This is a genomic window from Neolewinella aurantiaca, assembly GCF_008014675.1.
Taxonomy (GTDB): domain Bacteria; phylum Bacteroidota; class Bacteroidia; order Chitinophagales; family Saprospiraceae; genus Neolewinella; species Neolewinella aurantiaca.
In genome coordinates, this window is sequence record NZ_VOXD01000009.1 from 102,152 (window position 1) to 118,566 (window position 16,415).

At 55.5% G+C, this 16,415-nt stretch carries 5 protein-coding genes; all 5 read right to left on the minus strand.

All coding sequences use genetic code 11. The features are described 5' to 3' along the window. Nucleotides 1-143: 143 nt before the first annotated feature. On the minus strand, nt 144-13,613 hold the full coding sequence (locus tag FUA23_RS07725; protein WP_147930160.1) for an HYR domain-containing protein: 13,470 nt from the start codon (nt 13,611-13,613) through the stop codon (nt 144-146). A 187-nt stretch (nt 13,614-13,800) separates the two neighbouring features. Beyond that, nucleotides 13,801-14,262 carry a low molecular weight protein-tyrosine-phosphatase gene (locus FUA23_RS07730; RefSeq protein ID WP_147930161.1) on the minus strand — a complete coding sequence of 154 codons (462 nt, stop codon included), beginning with the start codon at nt 14,260-14,262 and terminating at the stop codon, nt 13,801-13,803. An 87-nt stretch (nt 14,263-14,349) separates the two neighbouring features. Then, the gene (locus tag FUA23_RS07735; protein ID WP_147930162.1) at nt 14,350-14,868 is read right to left on the minus strand and encodes a GNAT family N-acetyltransferase; all 519 of its coding nucleotides are present in this window, start codon (nt 14,866-14,868) and stop codon (nt 14,350-14,352) included. Between the two features lie 39 nt (nt 14,869-14,907). Next, complete coding sequence (locus FUA23_RS07740) at nt 14,908-15,873, minus strand: nucleoside hydrolase (RefSeq protein ID WP_187270932.1); 966 nt, start codon at nt 15,871-15,873, stop codon at nt 14,908-14,910. 17 nt (nt 15,874-15,890) lie between these two features. Next, nucleotides 15,891-16,406 carry a CIA30 family protein gene (locus FUA23_RS07745; protein WP_246144077.1) on the minus strand — a complete coding sequence of 172 codons (516 nt, stop codon included), beginning with the start codon at nt 16,404-16,406 and terminating at the stop codon, nt 15,891-15,893. Between the last annotated feature and the right edge of the window lie 9 nt (nt 16,407-16,415).

A 16,415-nucleotide genomic window follows, 5' to 3' on the forward strand; every position in this document is an offset into this window, starting at 1 on the left:
ATCAATCAAGCCGTAAACATCTACATCCTCGTCTCCAAACATGGTTCCGTGAAAAACGATAAATTTCACCTTCTCACGCTCAAAAACAATGGTTTGGGGAGGGTCCACCCAACTGCTCCGGTACTGTATGGTAATTCTCCCCCCTAATTCCCATCCCAGAAGAATTCCCCACTACCAACGTTCTGCAGTTCCAATTCGACCAGTTTGGGAACGGAAGGAACCAGAGCACCGTCTCCGTAGTCTTCGAAGAACTGGTACTCGAAGATGATCGTGCCGGAGCGCAAACCGGAGGTATTAACCATCAGGACTTGCTCGTCGGCCTGCATGAGGTTAGCGTCCGTGATACGGGTGGTACCCGGCGATACAATGCGCCACTGGTGAATGGCAATGATTGTACCCATACCGCCGGGGACCGGCAAACCGTCAATCTTCACCGAGGTGCCTGGCCTGTTACACTGTACGGCATCGGCCGCATTGCTGGTACCAGGCGTACGAGGCTCCAGGAGAATCTGACTGAGGGTGAAACAACCCGTAGCCGGATCTTCGATCCGGACGATCACCACTTCTCCGCGGATGGAAGGGTCATAGTCTTCGGCGGGGATGGCCCCGGTTTCCGCAGCAGCATCTTCCATACTAAGGTAGAAGCTCACGATGAAAGGATCGGAATCAGGGTCCAGCATACCGTCAAGGTCGATGTTACTGAGGTTGGAGACGGCCATATTGTCGAAGGCGTCGAAGAGGTTAACCGTTCCGGTACCGGTGGGCCGCTCGTTGACGGCCAGCATCACCGTGTTTTGTGCCGGAGGAGGTGTTGGACTTACCGTCGTACTCGTAAACCGGCAGTTCGCACTGTTACCACTTGCGTCGGTAACGGTCAGGATTACTTCAGTGACGGTATTGAGGTCACTAATGATGGAATCCGGGCTTGGTGATTGCACGACGGTCAGCAGGTTCATCGCACAGTTGTCGTCCAGCAGGGCCAGAGAACGGTAATCGGGGAGTACAAACTGACAGTCTGTTCCCAAGTCTATTTCCTGGCTGGGCGGACATACGATTTCAGGATCGTCATCATCGTCCAGGGTAACGACGAAGCTACAGCTGGTCGTCTGTCCGTTACCATCGTCAACCGTCAGGGTAACGGTCTCGGTATCGTTGAAGCCACTCAGTAGTGTTCCCGGGGGATTCACCTGAGTGGTGATGAGTGCGGCCTGTCCGGTACAGTTGTCGCTCACTGCAGCGTTGGTATAATCCGGTAAGGCAGCTTCACAGCTGCCGTCGGTGAAGATAACCTGATCGGTCGGACAGGTAATCATCGGGCTGATGGTGTCCTGCAACGTTACCGTTGCGGTACAACTAACGCTGTTTCCGTTGGTATCGTCCAACGTGTAGGTGACAACGATCTCCGTATCATCATTACTGAATACCGTACCTGGCACCGGCGTTTGCGCCACCTCCATGTCCACAAAGGCTTCACAATTATCGGTTCCCATCAGGTTCGGGCGGAAGTCGGGCAATGCGATGTTACAATCTTCGTCGACGAATATGGTTTCGTCCGGCGGGCAAACCGTTATTACAGGCGGGGTATCGTCCACCAGAATCACTTCAAACGAGCAACTGATCACGTTGGGCGGCATCGCATCGTCGGTAGCCGTGATGGTCACCACGCGGATGGTACTGTCGCCAGTGATCGTCTCCGTGTTTTCCAGCGGATCCTGCGTCAGGGTAATCACTCCCATATCACACTGCGTCGCTGCGTCAGTGAGGCTGCGGTAATCAGGGATCACCGCGCTACAGGCCGCATCGGTCATCAGTACCTGACGGCCCGGACAGATGATCGTAGGGATGATCGTATCCTGCAACTCTACGGTAAACATACAGCTGGTGGTATTGCCGTTGCCGTCATCGGCGGTGAGCGTAACCAGGATTTCGGTTTCGTCGCCCATCACCATTGTGTCGACGGGTGGTGATTGGGTTACCACAATGCTGCTACTGGCCGTACAGTTATCGGTTACGGTTGCCTGATCGGTATAATCTCCAAGCGGGACGGCACACGAACCATCCACACTGATAGTATCGCGTAGCGGGCAAATGATCATTGGCGAAACAGTGTCCTGTACCGTGACCACGAAGTCGCAACTCACGCTGTTTCCGCTGCGGTCGGTTGCTTCAATCGTTACGGTTTGCATTGTCTCGTCGCCGTTCAGCGGCAGGCCGGCGGCTGGCGTTTGTACGTAGGTCAGATCGGAGGTGCCGTCGTCGCAATTGTCCATCCCGACGGCAAGGCCACGGAAGTCATCCAGAACCACGTCACATCCTTCATCGGCAAACTGCGTCTGGGCGGGCGGACAAAGGATCGTCGGATCGATCTCATCAATCAACTCCACCTGAAAATCACAGCTGCTGAAATTGCCGCTGGAGTCGGTTGCGGTAATAGTGATGGTCACTTCCTGGTCGTAGCCAGTCACCATCGTCGGGCCTGCCTGCGCCAGGTCGATGCCGTTGCCGTTCGGGTCACCAAGAACTGAACAGTTATCGGTGGCGGCAACCAGCGCACGGTAATCGGGAACGGGCGCAGAACAGTTTACGTCGGCCGTAACCTGCTGTGTCGGCGGGCACACTACCTGCGGTATCGTGTTGTCGCGCACGAAGAAGGTAAACTGGCAATCGGTCGTATTGCCGTTGCCGTCATCGGCCGTCAGGGTTACCACTACGTTTTGAACACCCGTGAAGTCCGTTCCGGCTGCCGGCAGCTGAGTTACGGTGATATTAGCCGCACCGGAAGTCAGTAGGTTGGAGTTACAGTTGTCGTCCGTTACAGCCAGACCGGTGTAGTCAGCGATGGAGGTCATACAGTCAGCATCTGTAAACTGGGTCTGGGTTGGCGGACAGACGATGGTGGGCGGAACGTTGTCGTCTACGGTAATTTCCAGCGTACAGTTGGAGGTATTGCCGTTGCCATCATCGGCCGTCAGGGTAATGACTTGTGTAGTTCCTTCGCCGCTGAAAACGGTTCCGGGAGCGATGTCCTGGGTCATTACGATGTTACCACTCGTTGTACAATTATCCGACTTCACCGCCTGGGGGCGGTAGTCCGGTAGGGTTACCTCGCAGTTTCCATCGGTCAGCAGCACTTCGTTCGCCGGGCAGGTGAGCATCGGGCTGATGGTATCCTGCAGGGTGACCATCACGCTACAATCGCTGGTGTTGCCGTTACCATCGTCGGCGGTTAGCGTAACCGTTATCTGCGTATCGTCGCTGCTGTATACGGTAGTAGCCAGCGGAGCCTGGGTTATCGTGATTCTGCTTCCTCCGTTCACGTCGGCACAGTTGTCGGTCGCCGTGGTTACGGCAACGAGATCCGGTAAGGAGGCTTCACAGTTTGCATCTACATAAATGGTCGAGTCGGCCGGGCAGGTGATGACCGGTGGGATTACGTCGTCGAGTAGAACGACAAAGTCACAGCTTGTGGTGTTTCCGTTGCCATCGTCGGCCGTCAGGGTTACCGTGAAGCTACCACCTTCGTTCTGTGCGGCAAAGACGGTTCCGGCTACGGGGTCCTGGGTTACTGTAATGGCCGCCGGATCGGTACAATTGTCGTCGGTAACGGCCTCAGGGGTGTAGTCGGGCACGGTAAATTCACAATCGGCGGTCAGATTTTCCACCTTATCGGCCGGACAAACGATGCTCGGCGAAATCGTGTCTTGCAGCGTAAGGTTAAATATGCAGGTGGTTGTGTTGCCACTCAGGTCTTCCACCGTCAGGGTGATATCCTGGCTGAAAGCCTGGCCGCTGATCACGGTTCCCGCGGGCGGAGACTGCGTCACCTCCAGGTCTGCCGGATCGGTGCAGTTATCAGCGATAATTGCACGGCTGGTGTAATCTTCGAGGGCGAAGTCACAGCCGGCATCCGGGTTAGCTACTGTGTCAGCCGGGCAGGTAATCGTCGGGCTGATGGTATCGGTCAGCGTCAGCTCAAAGTCGCAGCTTACGGTGTTGCCGTTGCCGTCGTCGGCTGTCAGCGTGATGGTGAGCCCCCCGCCCCCCAGAGGGGGAGTAAGAACGGAGCCGGGCGGTGGCGTTTGGGTATACACGATCTGATTTCCTGTTGCCGACGTTGAGGTCGTTCCGGTGGGACGGCAATTATCCTGCGCGGTCGCAGGTCCAATGTCCCAGTAATCGGGCACGGTATAATCACAAGCTGCGGTAAGTACGCCGAGGGTATCGTTCTGGCAAACCGGAATGGTTGGTGGCGTGCGGTCAAAGAGGGTTACTTCAAAGGAACAGGACACCGAATTTCCGCTACCGTCGGTAGCGGTCAGGGTAATGGTTTCGGTGGCGAGGTGTCCGCTGATGGTGGTTCCCGGCAGCGGCATTTGGGTTATCGTGATGTTGCTTTGCTCACAAGCGCTACTCGCGGTCGCCTCTCCGGTATAATCAGGTATGCTTTGCTGGCAGTTACCGTCGGCGGTCAGTTCCTGATCGGCCGGGCAGGTGATCATCGGGTCGGTGCTGTCTTCCAGCGTAACCATCATTGTGCAACTGTCCTGATTGCCGGATTCATCGGTAGCGATGAGCGTGACTTCCAGGGTCAGCCCATCCCCGCTGAGCGGGGTTCCGGCAAGGGGCCGCTGGGTCATAACGACGATATCTCCGGGTTCCGAGCAATTATCTGCCAGACCTGCATTGGGGCGGTAATCGGGTAGTAATATCTGGCAGTTGCCGTCTACGCTGATTACGTCATCAGCCGGACAGGTAATCATCGGCGGGATGGTATCGATCAGCTGAACGTCGAAGTCACAGTTGGCAGCATTGCCGCTGGCGTCGGTTGCAGTGAGGGTGATGGTAATCAGGCTTGCCTCATCGCTCACCATCGTTCCGGGAGCCGGGCTTTGGGTCACAGTTACGGCCCCGGAGCCTTCGCAGTTATCGGCTACTTCCGGTAAGGAGGTGTAGTCCGGGATAAGGGCGGCGCAGGCAGCATCGACCACCAATGTTGTATCAGCAGGGCATGCAATTGTTGGCGCCGTAACGTCCTCCAGTTCAACGGTAATCATGCACTGGGTCGAGTTTCCGGAAGGGTCCGTGGCGATGATGGTGACGACCTGTTCTGCGCCAAGACCGGAGATCGTTGCTCCCGGAACCGGGCTTTGCACCAGCGTCAGCGCCCCTGCCTGAACGCTCAGCGGACCACAGTTATCAGTCACGGTAATACTATCGCGGTAATCGGCAATAGTGACCATACAGGCCGGGTCGGCGGCGATCACACTTAACGGCGGACAAGTCAACGCCGGCGGCGTATTGTCGCTCACGGTAACCATAAACGTACAGTCAGTGGTGTTGCCGTTTCCGTCGTCGGCCGTCAGAGTGACGGTTTCGGTGCTCAGTCCGTTTAGGGGACTGCCTGGCGCATTACTTTGCGAGAGCGCAGGTGCAGGGGAACAGTTATCGGCAGTGGACGCAAGCCCCGTGTAATCCGGGAGGGTGGTTGTACAGTTCCCGTCTACAAATATTTCCTGTGCCGGGGGACAGGTGATCGTGGGCGCGGTATTGTCCTGCAGCACGAGTAAGAACGAGCAGTCGGTCGTATTCCCGTTTCCGTCATCAGCCGTCAGGGTGATCGTCGTGGAAGTATTGTCTCCACTTAAGGTTGTTCCCGCAGCAAGAACCTGAGTAACCACAATAGCTTCCGGCACAGTACAGTTGTCGCTTACCGTTGCCGAACGGTAATCCGGCACCATTGCATTACAGGCATCATCAACAAATATTTCCTGGTTTGCCGGGCAGGTAATGGTCGGGGCTGTGTTGTCCTCCAGTATGATCGTTGTCAGGCACTGAGCGGTATTCCCGTTGCGGTCATCAGCCGTCAGGGTAACGACGATCTCCGTCCCGTCGCCGGTGAAGGTTTGTCCTATCCCGATGTTCTGGGTCACGATAATCATGTCGGTAGTAGTGCAATTGTCAGCGACCGCGGCCTGCGCTGCCAGGTCCTCTAAGTCGTAGCTACAGTCTGCGTCCAGGTCGATGGTTTTATCGGCGGGGCAACTGATCGACGGCGGCACGTTGTCTTCCAACGTAACGATGAAGGTACAGCTATCGATATTGCCGTTGCCATCATCGGCAATCATCGTCACGTCCAGGGCGTCGCCCTGGCCACTAAGCACGGTTCCCGGCGCCGGGCGCTGGGTCAGGGTAATGGCCCCGGTTGCCGTACAGTTGTCGCTCCGTTTCACGCTTGCCCGATAGTCCGGAATCAGCGCATCACAATTAGCGTCTGGGTTAACAACCTGATCGCCCGGACATAAAATTGTGGGCGGGATTTCATCTTTTGCCGTAACGGAGAAGGTACAGGTCTCGGTATTTCCACTTCCGTCGGTTACCGAAATGGTCACCATTTCCGTTGTATTGTGCCCACTGATGACCGTTCCCGGAGCAGGGAGTTGGGTAATAACGAGGTTTTGTTGCTCCGTACAGTTGTCCTGTGCCACGGCCATACCAATATAGTCACCAATGGTTACTTCACAGTCTGCATTGGTCAGGAGTGTATCTGGCGCAGGACAGGTCACTACCGGTGGTGTGCTGTCGCGTACTGCAAGTATAAAGGAGCACTGAGAAAGATTCCCACTCGGGTCTACTGCGGTAATGGTCACGTTCTGATCTACCGCCGGACCGTTGAAGCCGCTCCCCGGCATTGGGTCCTGGGTGATCGTCAGCTCGCTCAGGGGAGCACAGTTATCATCGATCGTGGCTAACGCCCGGTAATCCTCGACGACGAAGCCACACGCTTCGTCGAAGAAGTCTTCCTGCAGCGGAGGACAGGTGATCACCGGTGCCAGTGTATCCACCAACGTTACGTCGAACGTACACGTCGATACGTTGCCGTTCAGGTCAATAGCAGAGATGGTAACCGGCTGCGGAACATCCAGCAACGTCGGGAGTAAGACTGTTCCTGCCGCCGGGTTTTGAACGAACCTTACACCAGCAGCAGGCTGCATACACTGGTTCGAGGCGACTACCAACGCTGTATAGTCATCGTACACGCCGTCGCAATTGTCGCTGCTGGCAATCACGATCTGGCCACCAGGACAAGTGAGGTCAAGTGCACTTTCATCCACCAGGGTTACATCAAAAGTACAGGTCGCTGTATTGCCGTTTCCGTCGTCGGCGGTCAGGGTAACGGTTATCACGGTTCCATTGCCCGTCACCAACGAGTCGATCGAAGGCGACTGAGTAATGATGATACCGTCTTCTGCACGGCAGTTATCGAGCACGGTTATGCCGTCCGTATAATCCGGAAAAGGAACGGCACACATATCGTCTACGTTTAAGTCCTGATCCACCGGACAAACGACAGTATTGGGCGGGGTTTGATCTTCAAAGGTCACCGTTGCGATACAGGTTACGGTGTTCCCGCTCGCATCGGTTACCGTAAAGGTCACGTCAACAGCTGTACCGTCACCACCGTACTGTGCTCCCGCCGCGGGGCTCTGAATTATGGTAAGGGCCTGAGCGGAACAATTGTCATCGGTTACCAGAACCGGAATCAAGTCTGGGATTTCTCCGTTACAGTTTCCATCTAACGCAATCGTCTGGTTCGCCGCCGAGCAATCTACCGTCGGGTCTATTTCGTCCCGGATCAGAACGGTCATAGTACAGCTGTCGGCGTTACCGCTTTCGTCTTCGGCGCGGAGTACGACATCAATTTGGGGTGGCACAAGACCATTATATACGGTTCCCGACATAATATCCTGAGTAACGACGATGTCGATCGGAGCGGAACAATTGTCCATCACCGTAGCCGCGCTGGTGTAGTCACCAAGTACGGCGTCACAATTTGCGGCATCGAGGAGAATAGTCTGGGTGGCCGGGCAAACGATGGTCGGCAGGGTATTATCGATCGGGGTTATTACGAAGGAGCAGGTTTGTACGTTGCCCGCTGCGTCGGTAGCCGTAAGGGTGATGGTTTGCGGAAGGTTGAGCTGTGCCTGAGGTATAATCGTTCCTTCGGCCGGGCTTTGAGTTACGGTTATGGCTGCCGCTTCCGAACAATTATCCATTACCGTTGCTTCGCCGGTATAATCCGGGATTTCGAAATCGCAGTTGTCGCTTACGGGTTCATCACGGTCTGCCGGGCAGACGATGGCTGGCATCTCTGTGTCCTCGGCCACTACGGTGAATGTACAACTGGTCGTGTTTCCGTTTCCGTCGTCGGCGGTGATGGTGACCATGCGCTGGTCTCCGTCGAAGGTGAGGTTAGTCCCCGGCCCCGGGCTCTGGGTAAGGGTAATATCTCCCGTCATGACGCAATCATCGGAGGCCGTTGCCAGCCCGGTATAATCGGGTAGGCTGATCGAGCAATCTCCGTCTAACGTTAAGGACGATGAGGGCGGACAACTGACCGTGGGGTCGGTAATGTCTTTAAGGGTTACGCTGAACTGACAACTGGCAGAATTCCCGTTGCCGTCGTTCACGTCAAAAGTAACGGGGATTACCGTATTCGCCCCCATAACGATGGTTCCGGCAGCGGGCATCTGTTGCACGGTTAATGCCGCAGGGGCTTCGCAGTTATCCGACAGGCTTAGCTGAGGGGTGAAATCCGAAAGTGCGACTTCGCAACCGGTGATTTCCAAGTTTAAATCCTGAGCCGGCGGACACGTTACCGAAGGTGGCGTCACGTCATCGAGGGTAATTACTACGGTACACGTGGCGGTAAGTCCGTTGGCATCGGTAGCGGTGAGCACTACGTTTTGGGTGGTTCCGTCTCCGGTCAGGGTGGTTCCCGCGGCGATGTCCTGGCTTACCGTCGGCAAACCGTTTGCCGTACAATTATCCGTTACTCCTGCGGCGGCGGTCAGGTCCGGCACGGTGGCCATACAGCTTGCATCTACATTCAGAGTGACCGGCTGAGGGCAGGTAATAACGGGCGGAGTTACGTCAGAGACCGTCAGGACAAATGCACAATTTGCGGTATTCCCCGCTTCGTCGGTTGCCGTCAGGGTGATAGTTTGGGTCCCGGGTGCAGAAAAAGTGAGACTGCCGGCGGTTGGGCTTTGCGTCACCGCAATGGCTGCCCCCATGCTACAATTGTCCGTTTGGGTAGACAGCGAACTGAAATCCTCGAGGCCGTAAGAGCAGGATGCGTTCAGGTCGCGTGCCTGATCTGCCGGGCAGGTAATTACGGGATCGGTATCGTCCTCCAGCGTCAGGGTAAAATCGCAACTGGCGCTGTTGCCCGCAGCATCCGTGGCAGAAATTGTAATGGTGGTAACCGTTCCGTCTCCCGTCACTACGGTTCCGGCGGCGGGGCTTTGCGTTACGGTAAGATTAGGCGCGGGCGCAGGTGCAAGGGAAGAACAGTTGTCTTCGATGACCGCCATGCCTGTGTAATCTGGAATTGTAAAGCTACAAGCTCCGTCTACTGCTTCGGTCTGGTCAGCAGGGCAGGTCAGGGTTGGTGGCGTTACGTCCTCGGTTTGGTAATCGAACATACAGCTGATCGAATTGCCATTCACATCCGAGGCTGTGATGGTAATCTGAATCACCTGTTCTCCGCTCACTACAGTATTGGGAGCCGGGCTCTGTACCAGCGTAAAGCCATCCATTGTGCAGGTAGAGCTCACCATCGTTGCCCCCCGGAAATCAGGAATCAGAGCCTGGCAATTAGCGTCTAACTGATCCAGTTGCGGGCTCACCGGACAGGTAATCATCGGCGGCTGGTTATCCATCAGTTCTACCTGAAACGAACAGTTGGCCGTGTTTCCCGAAGCGTCGGTGGCCGTAAGCGTTACCGTTACGGGGCTATCGTTGATGTCGTACATCGTGCCCGCGGCGGGGGATTGAACAACAGCAACCGGCCCCTTGCGGGGGTCACAATTGTCGGATACACTAGCCTGACTTGCGTAGTCAGGCAGCGGCACCTCACAGGTGCCGTCCACGGCGATGGTCTGAGGGGCGGGGCAGGATATGACGGGAGGGGTCTGATCCACGACGGTAACGTCAATGGTACAACTCGTCTGCAGTCCGGCATTATCCGTCGCCGTGATCGTTACCGTCAGGTCGTTGGAGATATTGGTTCCCGGCCCGGGCGTCTGGACGACGGAGACGCCGCCACAGGCGTCAGATGCCACCCCGTTCATATAATTAGGCAAGATGGCCAGGCAGTTGTTCGCGTCTACGACCAGAGTTTGGGGCCCGACGCAGTTGAGAACTGGTGGTGTTACGTCTTCTTTGATGAAGGTAACGCTACACTGACTGCTGTTACCAGCTGCATCAGTAGCCGTTACGGTTACATTTTGGGTTGCTGCGGTAAAGGTCGTTCCGGCGGCGGGCGATTGCGTAATGGTGATGCCCGCAGCACCGCAGTTGTCCGTAGCGGAAGCGAGGCCCGTTACATCGGTGACCGTTCCTGCACAGCTGATGGCATCGGCATCTACCGTGATGGGAGCCGGACAGGTGATCATTGGCTGCGTCCGATCTACCGTTATCAGGTCGAAAGTACAATTACTGCTATTGCCGTCTTGGTCGGTAGCAGTCAGAGTAATTTGAGTTGTGGTGGCGGAGGTGATCATGCTGCCTGCGGCGGGGCTTTGCGTCACCGTAATCTGGTTGCCGGGGGAGCAGTTATCCTGCACACCGGCCTGGCCGGTAAAGTCAGGCACTACCACTGAGCAGTCGTTGGAAGATACATTGCGGGTCTGGGTACCGGGGCAATTGATGGTTGGTGGGGTTTCGTCGTCTAGCGTGAGGGTGTAGGTACAGTTGCTCACGTTACCGGCTTCGTCGGTAGCGGTGATGGTGACCAACACGTTCGTCCCGTCATTGCTTCTAACCTGACCCTGCACCGGCGTTTGCGCCAAAGTAATGCCCGCGCCCATCGAGCAATTATCCGTTACGGTAGCGTCTCCCGTCAGGTCCGGAATCTGGTACTGACAGTTTTGATCCACCGTTACATCGGTGTCTGCCGGGCAGGTAAGTGTTGGCGCAATACGATCTTCGCCCGTTACCGTAAACGTACAGCTGCTGGCGTTGCCGCTCTGGTCCGTAGCCGTAATAGTGACGGTGTTCGCGCCAATGTTGAGGGTACTTCCCGCCACCGGAGACTGGGTAATGACGATGTCGTTGGTCGCCGTACAGTTATCACTGCTCTGTGCATTGGCAGTATAGTCTGCCAGGGTAATTTCACAGTCCGCATCAACGGCTACAACAGCATCTCCCGGGCACTGCACCGCTGGCGGCACATCATCCAGGGTAGTCACCATTACGTCGCCAACACAGATACCGTCATCGTAGCGGATCGTTTCCGTTACGGGAGCACCCGTAAAGTTATTTCCCAAAGTAACCACACCATTCTGATCGACCGTAGTTCCGATGGCACTGCCACCAACAACGCTCCAAACGCCGTTGGGCACATCAGCCGTGATGGCCTGCAGTACGTCTCCCGGGCAGCCGGTGTCTTCAAACTGGGTCAGGTTCGGTTCATCAATGAAGCCGTCTCCGTCGTTGTCAATTCCATCGTTACAGATTTCGCCACAGCGGGCATTGCCCAGGAAGTTGACGTTGTTCGAGTAGTCACATTCCGGCGTTCCGGTCAGCGGGAAATCGCTGTCCTGAAAAGGGAGGTCAGCTGCAGCAAAGCCCGGGTCATTTACGCTCAGGTAAATGAAAGCACCCGCGGGAACCGCACTAATGGGAATAGTGACCTGTACCGTCGTCTGATCGCCTGCTTCTACCTGCACGGGCAGCGAGGTCGTCTGGATCAGGGTCGCCATTGTAACCCGTGGATCATCGATATAGTAAGAGATAGGCGTCGAAGCCGGCAATGGTGCCGAACCTGCGTTCTCAATCACAAGAGTCGCCAGAATTTCGTCGGGGCATCCGGAAAAGTCGATGACGGGTAAGCCGTCACCACCAATTTCCACCATGATGATGGCATCCGGTGCAGGGTATGTGATGACCGCCTCGGGCCCTCCTCCCACAGAGGTTTGTACCAAAAAGTTATTGTATCGCTGCCCGAGCGCCGGGTTCAGGTTATTCTGCTGAAACTGAGGCACCGTCAGGTCATCATTGATGTTGGTGACGTTGTAGCCGTGCTGGTTCCAGACCTGGCGGGCGGGCACCCAGGGTTGGTTGGCACTTTCGTAGACACTGATCCAGTCCGTTCCGGAGGCACCCGGGCCGTTACCTGTCTGAGCCGTAACGATTATTTCTGCCGTTCCGTCACCGTTGACGTCGGCAACGATGGGGTATTCTGTCCGGGTACCGGCCCGGCTCTGAATACGGAAGAGCTCCATCCCCGTTGCACCGTCATAGATGAATAGGTTCTCCTCTTCAGAGTAGACCACTTCCACCGTTCCGTTGCCGTCAAAATCAAAAAGGGTCGAACCGGTTCGTTGCGAGCCGTCATCGAGACCTGTATGCTGCCACAGTGTAACCCATGTTCCGTTGTTCGGGTCGGCATCTCCGTCGTTGTCGATATAGTTACGGACGATATAGATGTTCCGGCCAGCGAAGCCCAGCTCCACGTCGCCGTCGCCGTCGAAATCACCGATGTTGATGCGGCCTCCTGCGGCCGTACTGGGGACCTGGTAACTTGGTCCGATAAGTTCATTGGTGTAAGGGTCCCAGGCGTACACATCTCCTGCGTCCATGACGGCAATGTCCATCCGTCCGTCGCCATTGATGTCGGCGATGGAGGTAAAACCGTCGCGCAAATTAGTGGGCCCACTGTACTCCGCTGCCAACTGGTAGCTTCCGTTGTCCATTCCTCCGGAGGGGTCAAAGTCGACGGTCCATACCTGGTTGCCGGCAATGTATTCCATGCCGGCAGCTTCGGGGCCGAAAGTTCCCATTCCATCTGGCCGGGGGTCCCCCGGCTGGTAGAGGTCGAAGTAGATGGGGTAACGATCGGAGTTACCACCGGTACCATAGCCACCAACGTTGACGCTGGCGTCTCCATCTACATAGCGTTCGCCGGTAATGGCATTGAAGATTCGGTCACCGACGTATATTTCAGGTACTCCGTCCTGATTAATGTCAGCAATTTGTGGGGTAGAGACCAGGTTGTCGTCTCCGATGTTAGTCGCCGTTGTCCAGACCGGGTTCGGGTTACCGAATTCGTAGCGGGCCAGTACGCCGGTATATTCAATCTGGAAGGCATCTCCCAGGCCATCTTCATCCACATCAGCAATGGCGACCTGGCCGAAGGGGTGGGTTCTTGGGGTGACGATACTTTGCAGGATGCTTCCATCGTCTCCGCTGAAAATGTGGAGTCGGGAGGGGTTATTGTCCCGGCTTACCAGATCCGGTATGCCGTCTCCGTTCATATCTCCAATTACCACGCCTGATCGCTGATCAATTGGGTACAACATCTCATCCGTTTGATACAAGAGGTTGAGCTCGATCTCTTCCAACTCCGGCGGGGTGAAACCACAATCGGGGACAGGCTGCCCGAAGAAAAAATCTTCACAGCCAGCTACCCCCGAGCAATCTCCATCATAGCAATCTATCAGTCCGTCACCATCATTATCAATGCCATCCCCACAGGCAGTTTCCTGGGCAGCAAGTTGCGGTAGCCACAATAGAAATACGATAACAATGTAGAGACGAGAGAGTAACAAGGATGAAGGTCTTTTATTCGTGAGATCGCAAAACGGAAAACTATGTAAAGGTACGCAATCAATGGGTTTCCTAAGCGAAAGCAGTAATCATGCGCTCAATGTTTTAAGACTTGAAATCCAGGCAATTAACTGCAACTGGCACCAAACCGCCGAAGAACAATTGCTACAAACAGGCTACGTAGTCGTGTTAGTCGCCCAATCTGTCCATCACCCGCATCGCGGCCTTCTCCACGAGTTGGTACACGCCGGCATACGCCCGATCATCATAATAAGGGTCGAAAACGTCGGGGCCGTCGCTCTCTGCCAGGCCTGCATAATCGAGGAACAGATGGATTTTATCCCTTTGATCCTGCGTCTGCGCGCGGGCCTTTAGGTCCGCCACGTTCTGCCGGTCCATGCCCAGTACCAGGTCGTAGTATTCCAGGTCTTCCTCCGATACGTGATGGCTTCGTTGCGTAGTGATGTCTATGCCGTGCTCGCGCGCTACGGCTACACTACGGGGGTCAGGCGGGTTTCCTGTGTGATAGTTGGCAGTACCTCCGCTGGCAATTTCCCAGTCAAGTCCTCTGGATTCGGCCTCGCGGCGCAAGAGGCCTTCGGCGAGGGGGGAGCGACAAATATTACCCAGACAGACGGCGATAATTTTCATATTAATGGTTACTTTCAGGGGAAAAACTTAAGTGAAGATACCAGTATCCGGTTAGAACAAAGCCCCGATCTTTTGCTGCCCATATATTCAAATGGCCTGGTTACCCGTTACCTCCAACTCGAAGCACCAAAAGGGAAGTTCCCGTTCAGGAAAGCGAACCTGTCCGCGGCAAATGTACCCCCGGCTTTTGTAGAACTGGCCAACACGTTCGTGCCCGGTATATGCATCCAGACGAACAGACGCATAGCCATTTCTCTCTGCGAGGTCTTCCGAAAAGTCCATCATTTTCCGGGCGATTCCTTTTCGCTGAAACTTGGGGGCAACGACCAAACGGTGAATTACCAGCGGACACAGATCCGGCACCTTCCAATCAATGCTCGCGTAGGCTTCATCCTGCTGCTCATTCAGGCAGACGGCTCCGGCAATCAGGCCGTCGGTTTCAAAAACGTAGAGTTCTTCGTTGTTTGCGTCGCGGGACACCACGTTCAGCGATGGGTAACTGTCTGGCCACTGAAAGATTCCCTGGCTGCGAAGGTGAGAACGAGCTTCATCGTACAAACGGTAAACGTCGTCGACATCGGCAGGAAGGGCAAGACGGATATTCATAGAGAGTAGAAGTTTAGTGCCTCCGGCGATGACTGCTGGTTACTTCTTATTGAGCCGGAGCCAAAAATCTTCCGCCATCGCTTCCGGATCAATATCTTCGTACATCCATACGGATCGCGGGGTGTTTTCGGGTGGCGTGGGCACGCTGATTTCGGAAGCTTGCTCAGGCTTCAGGAAGGCTTGCAGCAGGGCTACGTCCCACATCGTCCATTTAGTGGCGTCAGGACCGGCGCTGGTTTCCCAGCGCTTGCGCAGGTAAGCGCCGATTTCACCTGCTTTGCCGAGTTGCCCGAAGGTTTCGTTTCTGTCCCAGGTGTACTCGATGGCCACCGAGATGGGCATTACGTGCAGCTCGAGCCCTTCGGCGTTGAGGAGGTAATTGGCAGCGTTGAGATCCCGGCGGATGTTGAACTCGTCTTTATTCCAGAACCCGCCGTCGAAGTCGTAGCGAAAGCCGAGGGTGTAGGCAACGATCCGGTCTTTGATCTCTGGTTGCAGAGCGATGGCGGAGGCCAGGTTGGTTGCCGCGCCGATACACATCACCACGAGTTTTTCGTCATCGTTCAGCGCCATGGTTTCATCGATGATAAACTGGGCTGCGGGGCTGTCGCGCGGGTCATAATCGCCCCACGGTTTCCCCATGATGAGGTCGGCCCCGAGGGGATGGGGCAGATCGGAGCGCCCGGCGAGGTCGAGTAGTTCTTCGTTCAGTTGCTGGCTTTGGTAGACCGTACTGTCTCCGCTCCAGACGTGAAACCACTGAGCGGAACTGATGCCCAGTAGTTCAAAGCCGGGGTAATCCTCCGTTACCAGGTACGCGATGGCAAACAGGTCGTCGATTTCATTGGCAGTATCGGAATCGAGAATCATTTTTACGGGAGCCTCGCGTGGCCATTCGTGGCGCGGAGCTTCGGGGAGGTCTGCTTTTTCAGCGTCTGATGTTGCGGGCGACGGAGCGCAGGTGCAGAGAATGGTTAGGAGGAGCAGAAGGATGACGGTTCGCATTGGGCAAATATACCGGATCATTCCAACCGAATCCAATCAAGCTCTAACCTAAAGTCTTCCTCTTGTTTATTGCCGATCAGAATGGCGACTTCGGAGAGTACCTCCGCCGGATAATCCTCCCGGTCAAGACGGCGCCCCCGCCACTGGGGCTTCATTGCCCGAAGCTCTATTTCCACTTCTTCCCATTCTCCGGAGGTTTGAAAGTTGTACACATAGCTGTGCCGGTGGTCTTCGTTCGTTTTTGTCCGGAACTGATATGCTCTGCCATCGCCCTTCAGGCGTATTACTGCTTTGGTAAAACCGTCAATCCGGGTACCCGGCATCCGGTAGCGCAGGGAACTAAAGCCTCCGTTATTGTCCAGAGAGACATGGCCGGTGTACAGTCCGTGACCATCTTCGCTGAGCCCGAAGCTTCCTTCCGAAACTCCTCCCATAACGGTATCATCTACAGTACGCCAATTTGTGAGATCAGCATCAGGAGTAAAATCGAAAATAATCATCGGTGGCAATTGAAAGAGTAAAAGTAGTGGCAAAAGGATGTA

Bases quoted from the DNA above. Each gene is read 5' to 3' on its own strand.
- FUA23_RS07730 (WP_147930161.1), bottom strand. From the start codon at position 14,262: ATGAAAATTATCGCCGTCTGTCTGGGTAATATTTGTCGCTCCCCCCTC.
- FUA23_RS07735 (WP_147930162.1), bottom strand. From the start codon at position 14,868: ATGAATATCCGTCTTGCCCTTCCTGCCGATGTCGACGACGTTTACCGT.
- FUA23_RS07740 (WP_187270932.1), bottom strand. From the start codon at position 15,873: ATGCGAACCGTCATCCTTCTGCTCCTCCTAACCATTCTCTGCACCTGC.